Origin of the sequence: Burkholderia sp. IO2, from assembly GCF_029522185.1 — a bacterium.
Lineage (GTDB): Bacteria > Pseudomonadota > Gammaproteobacteria > Burkholderiales > Burkholderiaceae > Burkholderia > Burkholderia cenocepacia.
In genome coordinates this window covers 36,722-48,495 of record NZ_JAKWFH010000044.1, presented here as the reverse complement: position 1 = coordinate 48,495, position 11,774 = coordinate 36,722, and the positions used below count along the sequence as shown (strand labels likewise).

12 protein-coding genes are annotated in these 11,774 nt (G+C 68.5%); 8 read left to right on the top strand and 4 right to left on the bottom strand.

Annotated elements, in window-relative coordinates; all coding sequences use genetic code 11:
* Positions 1 to 75 precede the first annotated feature (75 nt).
* Entirely contained in the window at positions 76 to 345 is a 270-nt protein-coding gene (locus MMB92_RS25315) for an acyl-CoA-binding protein (protein WP_006478462.1), read from the bottom strand.
* Between the two features lie 147 nt (positions 346 to 492).
* On the opposite strand from MMB92_RS25315, the gene tsaB reads away from it, so the two are divergent.
* From tsaB to MMB92_RS25295, 4 genes are read left to right on the top strand one after another with little or no spacing between them, the layout of a single operon-like run.
* Positions 493 to 1,260, top strand: coding sequence for a tRNA (adenosine(37)-N6)-threonylcarbamoyltransferase complex dimerization subunit type 1 TsaB (gene tsaB / locus MMB92_RS25310; RefSeq protein ID WP_048989261.1), 768 nt, complete (start codon positions 493 to 495; stop codon positions 1,258 to 1,260).
* The gene (gene rimI, locus MMB92_RS25305; protein WP_006486170.1) at positions 1,257 to 1,757 is read left to right on the top strand and encodes a ribosomal protein S18-alanine N-acetyltransferase; all 501 of its coding nucleotides are present in this window, start codon (positions 1,257 to 1,259) and stop codon (positions 1,755 to 1,757) included. Before tsaB ends, rimI begins: the two co-directional genes overlap by 4 nt.
* A complete protein-coding gene (locus MMB92_RS25300; RefSeq protein WP_034201580.1) occupies positions 1,744 to 2,775 on the top strand; it encodes a uracil-DNA glycosylase in 1,032 nt (343 codons plus the stop codon). Before rimI ends, MMB92_RS25300 begins: the two co-directional genes overlap by 14 nt.
* On the top strand, positions 2,772 to 3,737 hold the full coding sequence (locus tag MMB92_RS25295; RefSeq protein WP_277563018.1) for a DUF1853 family protein: 966 nt from the start codon (positions 2,772 to 2,774) through the stop codon (positions 3,735 to 3,737). Before MMB92_RS25300 ends, MMB92_RS25295 begins: the two co-directional genes overlap by 4 nt.
* Before the next feature lie 18 nt (positions 3,738 to 3,755).
* Here MMB92_RS25295 and thiD read toward each other — a convergent pair whose 3' ends face one another.
* Positions 3,756 to 4,565, bottom strand: coding sequence for a bifunctional hydroxymethylpyrimidine kinase/phosphomethylpyrimidine kinase (gene thiD / locus MMB92_RS25290; protein WP_006488249.1), 810 nt, complete (start codon positions 4,563 to 4,565; stop codon positions 3,756 to 3,758).
* Between the two features lie 58 nt (positions 4,566 to 4,623).
* Positions 4,624 to 5,931, bottom strand: coding sequence for a lysophospholipid transporter LplT (lplT, locus tag MMB92_RS25285; RefSeq protein ID WP_006488251.1), 1,308 nt, complete (start codon positions 5,929 to 5,931; stop codon positions 4,624 to 4,626).
* 218 nt (positions 5,932 to 6,149) lie between these two features.
* Here lplT and alr point away from each other — a divergent pair, with 218 nt between their 5' ends.
* The 3 genes from alr to MMB92_RS25270 all read left to right on the top strand — a co-directional run bounded on the left by alr (position 6,150) and on the right by MMB92_RS25270 (position 9,024).
* Positions 6,150 to 7,220 (top strand): alanine racemase, encoded by a 1,071-nt coding sequence (alr, locus tag MMB92_RS25280; RefSeq protein WP_006488243.1) that lies wholly within the window; start codon positions 6,150 to 6,152, stop codon positions 7,218 to 7,220.
* An 11-nt stretch (positions 7,221 to 7,231) separates the two neighbouring features.
* Positions 7,232 to 8,608 (top strand): DNA repair protein RadA, encoded by a 1,377-nt coding sequence (radA, locus tag MMB92_RS25275; RefSeq protein ID WP_006488230.1) that lies wholly within the window; start codon positions 7,232 to 7,234, stop codon positions 8,606 to 8,608.
* A gap of 149 nt (positions 8,609 to 8,757) precedes the next feature.
* Positions 8,758 to 9,024: a DUF2866 domain-containing protein gene (locus MMB92_RS25270; RefSeq protein WP_006488228.1), complete on the top strand. Its 267-nt coding sequence runs from the start codon at positions 8,758 to 8,760 to the stop codon at positions 9,022 to 9,024.
* Between the two features lie 190 nt (positions 9,025 to 9,214).
* Here the strand turns inward: MMB92_RS25270 and MMB92_RS25265 are convergent, their stop codons facing one another.
* A complete protein-coding gene (locus tag MMB92_RS25265; protein WP_277563017.1) occupies positions 9,215 to 11,146 on the bottom strand; it encodes an ATP-binding cassette domain-containing protein in 1,932 nt (643 codons plus the stop codon).
* A 136-nt stretch (positions 11,147 to 11,282) separates the two neighbouring features.
* Here MMB92_RS25265 and MMB92_RS25260 point away from each other — a divergent pair, with 136 nt between their 5' ends.
* A complete protein-coding gene (locus MMB92_RS25260; protein WP_006498673.1) occupies positions 11,283 to 11,762 on the top strand; it encodes a glutathione peroxidase in 480 nt (159 codons plus the stop codon).
* Positions 11,763 to 11,774 lie beyond the last annotated feature (12 nt).

Below are 11,774 nucleotides of genomic sequence, written 5' to 3'. Positions count from 1 at the left end.
CGCAGGCCGCATTATAAAGAAATTTGCTGCGCTGCGCCACTGATTTGATTGCCGATTGCGGCGGCGTCGATTCCGTCAGGACGCCGTGCCGTTTTTCAGCGATTCGACGAGTTCGATGTACTGCTGCTTCGCCGCATCCTGCGATGTGCCCTTCAGCGCTTCCCAGGCATCGTACTTGTATTTGCCGACGATGTCGGTGAAACCCGGCTTGTCGCCGTGCGCGTCGCCGTCGGTCGCCTGCTTGAAGAGCGCGTACAGGCGCAGCAAGGTCAGGTTGCCCGGCCGTTCCGTCAGTTGCTTGACGTCGATCTGGGCCTGGTCGAATTGGGCGGTGAGTTCGCTCATCGGGTGTCTCCGTAAGGGTTTCAGATCGGCCGATCTTAACAAGCGGACCGTCGCGCGGGGTCGAGCGATCCTTCCAAACCGCCGCCGACGCCGCCCGTGCGCACAGATCGGGCCCGATCGCCCGTGGGAGCGGGGCGGCGCATTACAATGTCGGCCATGACGCAAACAGTGCTCCTCGCCATCGATACGTCGACCGAATACTGCTCGGTCGCGCTGCTGCGCTCGGCCCACGCCGATGACGCCGTTTCCACCCCGCAAACCTGGGTCCGTCACGAGCCGACGGGCGCCGTGTCGAGCACGCGCGTGCTGCCGGCGATCCAGGAACTCTTCGCCGAATCGGGGCTGACGCTCGCCGATTGCGACGCGATCGCGTTCGGCGCGGGCCCCGGCTCGTTCACCGGCCTGCGGACCGCGACGGGCATTACCCAGGGCCTCGCGTTCGGGGCCGGGCTGCCGGTCGTGCCGATCGGCACGCTGCTCGCGTGCGCCGAGCATGCGCGCCTGCGCGCACCCGGCACGACCCGCGTGCTCGCCGCGCTCGACGCGCGGATGGATGAAGCGTACTGGGCGGATTTCGCGTGGGACGACGGCATCGGCGACTGGCGCACGCTGCAGCCGGCGTCGCTCGACGCACCGGGCGCCGTCGGCGTACCCGACGTGCCGTTCACGCTCGCCGGCAATGCGGCTGCCGCGTTCGGCGCGCAGTTGCCGGCCGCCGCACGGGCGGCCGCGATCGACGGCGACGCGATGCCGCACGCACTGGCGGTCGCGCATGCGGCGCTGCGTGCGTTCCGTGCCGGACGTGCGGTGCCGGCCGACCAGGCCGCGCCCGAGTACGTGCGCGACAAGGTCGCGCAGACGACTGCCGAGCGCATCGCGGCACGGGCCGCGCAGACGGGCGGAGCGAAGGGATGACGGGCGTCCTGCTGAGCGACCGCTATCTGGCGCCGATGACGGACGCCGATCTCGACGAGGTCGTCGCGATCGAGCACGTCGCGTACGAGTTCCCGTGGAGCCGCGGCAACTTCGAGGATTCGTTGCGCAACGGCTATCTGGGCGTATGCCTGCGGCACGTGACGGGGTCGCTCGTCGGCTATTGCGTGCTGATGCCCGTGATCGACGAGATGCATCTGCTGAACCTGTGCGTCGCGCCGGCCGCGCAGCATGCGGGCGCGGGCCTCGCGCTGCTGCGCGAGGCCGTGCGCATTTCGCGCGCGGAGGGGCTCGACGGCGTGCTGCTCGAAGTGCGGCCGTCGAATCCGCGAGCGATCCATCTGTACGAGCGCTTCGGCTTCGTGACGATCGGCCGGCGCAAGAACTACTATCCGGCGAAGCATCGCAGCCGGGAGGACGCGATCGTGATGCGTCTGACGCTGAACAAGGACGAGGGGGACGCGCATGGCATGGGCTGAAGCGGCGCTCGAGGAACTGGGCCTCGCGCAGATCTGGGTGCGGCGCGGGCAGCGCGCGGATGAAGGCGCGGCAGCCGAAGCGCCTGCCGTCGCACCAACCGCGGCGGCCGACGACGGTTCGGCCGTCGCGGTCGAGCGGCCGGTGCGTGCAGCGCATGCGCCGGTGCAGGGCGATGCGCCGACGGCGGTCCCGCGTGGCGCTGCCGAGGGCTTGCCGGCGCGCGAGTCGCGGGCGCCGGCGCACGGTGTCGTCGACGGCGATCGTCCGCGCGCGCAGGCTGCATCGCCCGCATCGACCGATACGATGCCGCCGACGGGCGATGCGCCGCCGGCGGCAGACGACGATTTCGCGTGGTTCGACGCGGCGCCGCCGGGCGAATCCGTGCCCGTGCCGGCCGCCGAATCGCGCCCCGCCGGCGCACCGGTCGCCGCGCTCGACTGGGATGCGCTGGCCGCCCGCGTGGCCGACTGCACGCTGTGCCGTCTGTGCGAGAAGCGGACCAACACCGTGTTCGGCGTCGGCGATCGCGAAGCGGACTGGATGCTGATCGGCGAAGCGCCGGGCGAGAACGAGGACAAGCAGGGCGAGCCGTTCGTCGGCCAGGCCGGCAAGCTGCTCGACAACATGCTGCAGTCGCTGTCGCTCAAGCGCGGCGACAACGTTTACATCGCGAACGTGATCAAGTGCCGGCCGCCCGGCAACCGCAACCCGGAGCCGGACGAAGTCGCGAGCTGCGAGCCGTATCTGCAGCGCCAGGTCGCGCTCGTGAAGCCGAAGCTGATCGTCGCGCTCGGCCGTTTCGCGGCGCAGACGCTGCTGAAGACGGACGCGAGCATCGCGTCGCTGCGCGGCCGCGTGCATGCGTACGAAGGCGTGCCGGTGATCGTCACCTACCACCCGGCCTATCTGTTGCGCAGCCTGCAGGACAAGTCGAAGGCGTGGGCCGACCTGTGCCTCGCGCGCAATACGTTCCGGCGGGCGGAAGGCGCCGACGCGAACGGCCCGGCCGGGCAATGACGAGCGACGCGGCGTTCGCATTCGTCGACACGCTGCATGACGTCGCGGTGCGCGATCTGGGCTGGCTGCTGGCCAGCCCGAGCCTGCTCACCGCGGTACCGGGCGCGCCGCTCGCGTGCCCATGGCCGGATGCGGCGGGCCAAGCGGCCGTCGAGGCGTGGCTCGCCGCGCTCGATGCGCAGCCGGGGCCGCTGCATCGCGCGCTCGACGGATTTCGGCCCACCCGGCTCGGCCGCTACGCCGAATGCCTGCTCGAGTACTTCCTGACGCACGGGCCGTCGCTGCGGCTCGTCGCGGCCAATCTGCCACTGCGCAGCAACGGCCGCACGCTCGGCGAAGTCGATTTTCTCGTCGATGCGCCGGACGGCCGGCGCCTGCACTGGGAACTTGCGGTGAAGTGCTATCTGTGCGCGCCGGTCCGCGACGGCGCGTCGCTCGCCGATTTCGTCGGCCCCAATCTCGTCGACCGGTTCGATCGCAAGCGCAGCCGGCTGCTCGACCATCAGTTGCGGCTCGGCGAACACGACGGCTTTGCCCGGCTCGGCTACGGCGCGCCGTCCGATGCGCAGATGTTCATCAAGGGCTGGCTGTTCCATCCGCACGGTGCGCCGGTGCCGCCGGTGTCCGCCGAAATCGCGCCGGATTACCCGCGCGGTTTCTGGCTGACGCACGCGCAGTGGCCGGCGTGGGCGGCCGCGCAGCGGGACGGCGCGGCATGGAGCGTGTTGCCGAGACTGGCGTGGCTGGCGCCGCGGCGGGCTGCCGCCGGCGCGGGTTTCGCGCCCGAGCCGCTGGCGCGCGCGCTGGCGTTGCCGCCCGTGCTGGCGACGCGCCAGGCGCCTGATCTGATCGCGGTCCATGAAAAGGGTAGTGACGGCACGTGGCGCGAGACGGCGCGCGGTTTCGTCGTGCCCGACGACTGGCCGGTGCGCGCGCAGGCGTTCGCGGCGCAGGATCACTGACCCCGCGTCAGCGGGCGCTCACCACCAGCGATGAAAGTGATGGACCGGGCCGACGCCGTGACCGACGTCGAGGTGCCCGCTCGCGGCAATTGCGCCGGTCAGGTAGGTCTTTGCTTCGCGTACCGCGCTTTCGAGGTCGGGCTGCTGCGGCAGCAGCGCGGCGATCGCCGACGACAGCGTGCAGCCGGTGCCGTGCGTATTGCTGACCGGCACGCGCGCGCCGTCGAGCCGCACGGTGCGCGTCGCTTCGACGAGCCAGTCGGGGCTGGCGGACGCGTCGGGCAGGTGGCCGCCCTTCATCAGCACCGCGCGGGCGCCCGTCTGCAGCAACGCGCGGCCTTGCCGCACCATCTCGTCTTCGGTGGTGGCGGGTGCGTCGTTCAGCAGCGCGGCCGCTTCGGGCAGGTTCGGCGTGACGACCGTCGCGAGCGGCAGCAGCGTGTCGCGCAGCGCGTCGACGGCGTCGGGTGCGAGCAGCGCGTGCGCGCTCTTCGAGATCATCACCGTGTCGAGCACGACGAAGCGCGGCGCGTAACGGCGCAGCGCGTCGGCCACCGCCTGCACGATCGCCGCGTTGGCGAGCATCCCGATCTTGACTGCATCGATGCGGATGTCGCCGAACACCGCGTCGAGCTGCGCGGTCACGAAGGCGGCGTCCGGCGCATGCACGCCCGTCACGCCGCGCGTGTTCTGCGCGGTCAGCGCGGTGATCACGCTCGCGCCGTACGCGCCGAGCGCGGAGAACGTCTTCAGATCGGCCTGAATGCCTGCGCCGCCGCCCGAATCGGAGCCGGCGATCGTCAGGATGTTAGGTATCGGGTGCGTCATGAGGGCAACGCGCCGGTTCGAGGCCCGGCGCCGGCGGACGGAAACGGAGAGTGTAGCGTCAGTGCCGCGATTCGCCGATCAGCGCGACCGAGTCGAACTGACGCTGGTTCGCCTGGTGGCGGCGCATCACGAGCCACATCGTCAGGCACACGAACGTGCCGAACAGCACGATCACGACGCCGACCGGCACGTCGAGCCACACGAGCACCGCGTACAGGCACAGCATCACGAGCACCGACAGGTTCTCGTTGAAGTTCTGCACCGCGATCGAGTGGCCGGCCGACAGCAGCACGTGGCCGCGATGCTGCAGCAGCGCGTTCATCGGCACGACGAAGTAGCCGGACAGCGCGCCGACGCCGATCAGGAAGATGTAGGCGACGATCAGGTAGAACGGCAGGCGCAGATGGCCGAAGTGCACGGCCCAGTGCGACGGGAACAGGTCGCGCGTGTAGAACGCCATCAGCATCACCGCGATGCCCATGACGATGCCGACGGGCAGCACGGTCAGCGACTTCTTCAGCGGAATCCGGGCGGCCGCGGCGATCGCGCCGGCCGCGACGCCGACCGCGACCACGGCCTGCAGGATCGCGCCTTCGGACAGCGACATGTTGAGCGACACCTCGGCCCACTTCAGCACGATGAACTGCAGCGTCGCACCCGCGCCCCAGAACAGCGTGGTGACCGCCAGCGAAATCTGGCCGAGCTTGTCGCGCCAGAGCACCATGAAGCAGTCGGCGAAATCGGTGAGCAGCTTGACCGGGCCGCGTTCCTGCTTCGGGTAGCGGGCGCCGGTGTCGGGAATGCGCAGGTTGAACAGCGCGGCGACCACGTAGATGGCCATGATGATCGCCATCGCGGCTTCGGCCGGCGTGCCGATCCAGGCGGGCGTGTGCGCGATCACGTGCGACGCGATGTGCGGGCTGATCAGCGCGCCGCCGAGCACGGTGCCGAGGATGATCGAGCTGACGGTCGTGCCTTCGATCCAGCCGTTCGCGGCGACCAGCCGGTCGGCCGGCAGCAGCTCGGTGAGAATTCCGTATTTGGCGGGCGAGTAGGCCGCCGCGCCGAACCCGACGATCCCGTACGCGATCAGCGGGTGGGCGCCGAACAGCATGATCAGGCAGCCGATCACCTTGATCGAGTTGGTGATGAACATCACGCGGCCCTTCGGGCGCGAATCCGCGAAGGCACCGACATACGCCGCCAACACCACATACGACAACACGAAGAACAGCTTCAGCAGCGGTGTCATCCAGTTGGGGGCGTGGAGGTCTTTCAGCAGGGCGATGGCGGCGATGAGAAGCGCATTGTCGGCCAGCGACGAGAAAAACTGCGCGGCCATGATGGTGTAAAAACCTTTTTTCATCTGATGCGATGCTTTCGTCGCTGCGGCAGGGCCGCGTAGGCCGCCTGGTATGCGATCGGCTTATTCCGTTCGAAATGGGTTGTGCGCACGGCTTTATAACATGAAAATACGCGAATTCGGACTAGCAAGATTCCCCGATCGTTCCGCAAATTGTCGGCTTCGGTGCTCAAAAGGCGCGGTAAGCTGATGATTCGCAAGCGTCTTTACGTAAATTTCCCATGCCGCGCCCGATCTCCGCCACCATCCACACCGCCGCTCTCGCGAACAATCTCTCCGTCGTCCGCCGCTTTGCCGGCCCGTCCAAGGTCTGGGCGGTCGTCAAGGCCAACGCGTACGGCCACGGTCTCGCCCGCGTGTTTCCGGGCCTGCGCGGCACCGACGGCTTCGGCCTGCTCGACCTCGACGAGGCCGTGAAGCTGCGCGAGCTCGGCTGGGCCGGCCCGATCCTGCTGCTCGAAGGCTTCTTCCGCTCGACCGACATCGACGTGATCGACCGCTACAGCCTGACCACGACCGTCCACAACGACGAGCAGATGCGGATGCTGGAAACGGCGCGGCTGTCGAAGCCCGTCAACGTGCAGCTCAAGATGAACAGCGGGATGAACCGGCTCGGTTACGTGCCGGAGAAATACCGCGCCGCGTGGGAGCGCGCCCGCGCGTGCCCCGGCATCGGCCAGATCACGTTGATGACCCATTTTTCGGACGCGGACAACGAGCGAGGCGTCGCCGAGCAGCTCGCGACGTTCGAGCGCGGCGCGGAAAACATCGCCGGCGCGCGCAGCCTCGCGAATTCGGCGGCCGTGCTGTGGCATCCGGATACGCACTTCGACTGGGTGCGGCCGGGGATCGTCCTGTATGGCGCGTCGCCGTCCGGGCTGTCGTCCGATATCGCGGATACCGGGCTGAAGCCGGCGATGACGCTCGCGTCCGAACTGATCGCGGTGCAGACGATCGCGAAGGGCCAGGCGATCGGCTATGGCTCGACGTTTTCCGCGCAGGCGCCGATGCGGATCGGCGTGGTCGCGTGCGGTTACGCGGACGGCTATCCGCGCGTCGCGCCGGAAGGCACGCCCGTGATCGTCGACGGCATCCGTACGCGGATCGTCGGTCGCGTGTCGATGGACATGATCACCGTCGACCTGACGCCGTGCCCGCAGGCCGGCGTCGGCGCGCGGGTCGAACTGTGGGGCAACGCGCTGCCGATCGACGATGTCGCGCGCCATTGCGGGACGATCGGCTACGAGCTGATGTGCGCGGTCGCCGGCCGCGTGCCGGTGCGAGCGGAATAAGGGCGTCGCGCGTGGCCAAACAGAAAACCGTTTACGTCTGCAGCGAGTGCGGCGGACAGACCCCGAAGTGGCAGGGGCAGTGCCCGTCGTGCCAGGCCTGGAACACCCTCGTCGAATCGGTCGCCGAGTCGCCGGCCGCCCATCGCTTCCAGTCGCTCGCGAAGCGGGCGCCGGTGCAGCGCCTCGCCGACATCGAGGCCGCCGACGTGCCGCGCTTCTCCACCGGCATCGGCGAATTCGACCGCGTGCTGGGCGGCGGGCTGGTGCCGGGCGGCGTCGTGCTGATCGGCGGCGATCCGGGCATCGGCAAGTCGACGCTGCTGCTGCAGTCGCTCGCGGATATCGCGAGCGAGCGGCGCGCGCTCTATATCAGCGGCGAGGAATCGGCCGCGCAGATCGCATTGCGCGCGCAACGGCTCGCATTGCTCGACGGCGGCGCACCGGCTGCCGAACTGAAGCTGCTCGCCGAGATCCAGCTCGAGAAGATCCAGGCCGCGATCGATACGGAGCGGCCGGACGTGGCCGTCATCGACTCGATCCAGACCGTCTATTCGGACGCGCTCACGTCGGCGCCCGGCTCGGTCGCGCAGGTGCGCGAATGCGCGGCGCAGCTCACGCGCATCGCGAAACAGTCGGGCACCGCGATCATCATGGTCGGGCACGTGACGAAGGAGGGCAATCTGGCCGGCCCGCGCGTGCTCGAGCACATCGTCGACACGGTGCTGTACTTCGAAGGCGACACGCATTCGTCGTTCCGGCTCGTGCGCGCGTTCAAGAACCGCTTCGGGGCGGTCAACGAGCTCGGCGTGTTCGCGATGACCGAGCGCGGGCTGCGCGGCGTAGCCAACCCGTCCGCGCTGTTCCTGTCGCAGCATGAGCAGGTCGTGCCCGGTTCGTGCGTGCTCGTCACGCAGGAAGGCACGCGCCCGCTGCTCGTCGAAATCCAGGCGCTGGTCGATACCGCGCACGTGCCGAACCCGCGCCGGCTCGCGGTCGGCCTCGAACAGAACCGGCTCGCGATGCTGCTCGCGGTGCTGCACCGCCACGCGGGCATCGCGGCCTTCGATCAGGATGTGTTCCTCAATGCGGTGGGCGGCGTGAAGATCACCGAGCCGGCCGCCGACCTCGCGGTGCTGCTGGCGATTCACTCGTCGATGCGCAACAAGGCGCTGCCGAAAGGGCTGATCGTGTTCGGCGAGGTGGGGCTGGCGGGCGAGATCCGGCCGTCTCCGCGCGGGCAGGAACGGCTGCGCGAAGCGGCGAAGCTCGGCTTCACGTCCGCGCTGATTCCGAAGGCGAATGCGCCGAAACAGCCGATCGAAGGGCTGAACGTGATGGCCGTCGAGCGGCTCGAGCAGGCGATCGACCGCGTGCGCGATCTTGAATGAGCGGCGCGGGCCCGCGCGCGGACCGTACATCGCCCGGCGATCTGTCGCGTAATTCGCTGTAAAGAATATGTAGGCTGCTGTAACCCGCCGGACATCGCTTTTCCCTATCCTTTGCCGGATTGTCGAACCGCGCAATGCGAAGGGAACCTATGTTGAAATCGTACGGGGAAGCGCCTGGCGGACGCCTTTACAACCTGCGCGGCTGCCGCGTGTCGGAGCCGATTCGCCAGCCGTGGGGCGGCGGATGCCGGATCGTCGAATGGATCGACGAAGAAGGGCGCCTGGCGCGCAAGGTCGTATCCGAGGATGTGACAGAAGCGGAAGTCGCTGCGGCGATCCGCCGGCCGATCAAAGGACGCCGGCACCTGATGGGCGACGACGAGCAGATGCCGCGCGACACGCTGCCGCGCCGCTGAGCGGCTCGCGCGGCCGGCCGACGGGCCGGGCAACTACGTCAAACGCAATGAAAACGAGGCCGGGCCAGCGCGCCCGGCCTTATCGTTTCCGGATGCGGCGCGGCCGGGCGGATTCGTGGGGCGGTGACGCCCCGACGCGCTGCACCACCGATGAAGCGATCATCGGCTGATGGCGCGCCGGCGGCCGCGCTCAGCCGATCTGCTCGAGTTCTTCCTGCACGGCGAGCCAGTCCGCCTCGACCGTCTCGAGCCGGGTGTTGACCTCGCCGAGCTTGCGAATCGCCTCGGTCAGCTCCGTCTTGCGCGCGGCCTCGTAGCTGGCCGGATCGGCGACGAACGCATCGAGGCGCGCCTTCTGAGCGTGCAGCGTTTCCATTTCCTTTTCGAGCTTCGTGATGCGGTTCTGCAGCGGCTTCTTCAGCTGCGACAGCCGCTGGCGTTCCTCGGCCGCCTGGCGCTTCTGATCCTTGCGGTTGACGCCCGGATCGGCGCCCGCGGCGGCCGCGCTGTCGGCCTTGGCGGCCGCGCGCTGCTCGGCCGCGTGCTGCAGCAGCCAGTCGCGGTAGTCGTCGAGGTCGCCGTCGAACGGCTGCAGCCGGTGCTTCGCGACCAGCATGAACTGGTCGGTCGTCGCGCGCAGCAGGTGGCGATCGTGCGACACGAGGATCAGCGTGCCTTCGAACTGCGCGAGTGCCATCGTCAGTGCGTGGCGCGTTTCGAGGTCGAGGTGGTTCGTCGGTTCGTCGAGCAGCAGCAGGTTCGGCTTCTGCCAGATGATCAGCGCCAGCGCGAGGCGGGCTTTTTCGCCGCCCGAGAACGGCCCGACCGGGCTCGTCGCCATGTCGCCCGAGAAATTGAAGCCGCCGAGGAAGTCGCGCAATTCCTGCTCGCGCGTGTCGGGCGCGAGCCGCGCCAGATGCGCGAGCGGCGAGTCGTCCTCGCGCAGCGTTTCGAGCTGGTGCTGCGCGAAATAGCCGATCGTCAGCCCCTTGCCGTCGCGCACGTGCCCCGACAGCGGTGCGAGCGTGCCGGCCAGCGTCTTGATCAGCGTCGACTTGCCCTGGCCGTTCGCGCCCAACAGGCCGATGCGCTGGCCGTTCTGGATCGACAGCGCGACGCGCTCGACGATCGGGATGTCCGTTCCGTCGTCGGCATGGTAGCCGCAGCGGACGTCCTCCATCACCATCATCGGGTTCGGCGCGGCATCGGGCGTGCGGAATTCGAACGTGAACGGCGACGCGATGTGCGCGGGCGCGATCAGCTCCATCTTCTCGAGCGCCTTCATCCGGCTTTGCGCCTGCTTGGCCTTGGTCGCCTTGGCCTTGAAGCGGTCGACGAAGCTCTGCAGGTGCTCGATCGTCTTCTGCTGCTTTTCGTACGCGCTTTGCTGCAGCGCCAGTTGCTGCGCGCGCAGCACTTCGAACTGCGAGTAGTTGCCGCCGTAGCGCTTCACCTGGCGGTTTTCCAGATGCAGCGTGACGTTGCAGATCGAATCGAGGAATTCGCGGTCGTGCGAAATCACGACGAGCGTGCCGGGGTAGCGATGCAGCCAGTCTTCGAGCCAGACGATCGCATCGAGGTCGAGGTGGTTCGTCGGTTCGTCGAGCAGCAGCAGGTCGGAGCGGCACATCAGCGCCTGCGCGAGGTTCAGCCGCATGCGCCAGCCGCCGGAGAAGCTCGCGACGGATTCGCGCGTCTGCGCGAGCGTGAAGCCGAGGCCGAGCAGCAGCGCTTCGGCGCGGGCCGGCGCGGTGTAGCCGTCGGCATCGGCGAACGCCGCGTGCGCGTCGGCTTCGGCGGCGCCGTCATGCGCGGCCGATGCGGCGGCGATGCGGGCCTCGATCTCGCGCAGCGCGGTATCGCCGTCGAGCGTGTAGTCGAGCGCCGAGCGGTCGACCGCGGGCGTTTCCTGCGACGCGTGGGCGATCCGCCACGACGGCGGCATCGAGAAATCGCCGGCGTCCGAGTGCAGCTCGCCGCGCAGGACGGAAAACAGCGTCGACTTGCCGGCGCCGTTCGCGCCGATCAGGCCGGCTTTCTCGCCGGGATTGAGCACGAACGAGGTCGACTCGAACAGCGGCTTCGTGCCGCGCGCAAGGCTGAACTGATTGAAACGGATCACGGCGGAAATGGCTGGCCAAAACCGCTATTCTAGACTGCGCGCCGGTCACGCCGGGCATCGGCCGTCCGGCGGATGCCGCAACGGCGCAATTTCGCCTAGACTCCACGTCGATCCGGTTTCGTAAAAGGAGTGCCCGATGTCCACCCTGTATTCGTTCAGCGCAGAGACGCTCGCCGGTGCGCCGGTATCGCTCGACGCGTATCGCGGCAAGGTGCTGCTGATCGTCAATACCGCGAGCGAGTGCGGTTTCACGCCGCAGTACGCGGGTCTGCAGAAGCTGTACGACCAGTACGCGGCGCGCGGTTTCTTCGTGCTCGGCTTCCCGTGCAACCAGTTCGGCAAGCAGGAGCCGGGGGACGCCGCGCAGATCGGCGCGTTCTGCGAACGCAACTACGGCGTCACGTTTCCGATGTTCGCGAAGATCGACGTGAAGGGCGACCATGCGCATCCGCTGTATCGTTATCTGACCGACGCGGCGCCCGGCATTCTCGGCCTCAAGGCGATCAAGTGGAATTTCACGAAATTCCTGATCGACCGCGAAGGGCGGATCGTCAAGCGCTACGCGCCGTCCACCAAGCCCGACGAAATCGCCGCGGACATCGACAAGCTGCTGTGACGGCGCAGGGCG

Excerpts from the sequence above, each read along its gene's own strand:
- MMB92_RS25315 (WP_006478462.1), bottom strand. The coding sequence starts at position 345 with ATGAGCGAACTCACCGCCCAATTCGACCAGGCCCAGATCGACGTCAAG.
- tsaB (WP_048989261.1), top strand. The coding sequence starts at position 493 with ATGTCGGCCATGACGCAAACAGTGCTCCTCGCCATCGATACGTCGACC.
- rimI (WP_006486170.1), top strand. The coding sequence starts at position 1,257 with ATGACGGGCGTCCTGCTGAGCGACCGCTATCTGGCGCCGATGACGGAC.
- MMB92_RS25300 (WP_034201580.1), top strand. The coding sequence starts at position 1,744 with ATGGCATGGGCTGAAGCGGCGCTCGAGGAACTGGGCCTCGCGCAGATC.
- MMB92_RS25295 (WP_277563018.1), top strand. The coding sequence starts at position 2,772 with ATGACGAGCGACGCGGCGTTCGCATTCGTCGACACGCTGCATGACGTC.
- thiD (WP_006488249.1), bottom strand. The coding sequence starts at position 4,565 with ATGACGCACCCGATACCTAACATCCTGACGATCGCCGGCTCCGATTCG.
- lplT (WP_006488251.1), bottom strand. The coding sequence starts at position 5,931 with ATGAAAAAAGGTTTTTACACCATCATGGCCGCGCAGTTTTTCTCGTCG.
- alr (WP_006488243.1), top strand. The coding sequence starts at position 6,150 with ATGCCGCGCCCGATCTCCGCCACCATCCACACCGCCGCTCTCGCGAAC.
- MMB92_RS25270 (WP_006488228.1), top strand. The coding sequence starts at position 8,758 with ATGTTGAAATCGTACGGGGAAGCGCCTGGCGGACGCCTTTACAACCTG.
- MMB92_RS25260 (WP_006498673.1), top strand. The coding sequence starts at position 11,283 with ATGTCCACCCTGTATTCGTTCAGCGCAGAGACGCTCGCCGGTGCGCCG.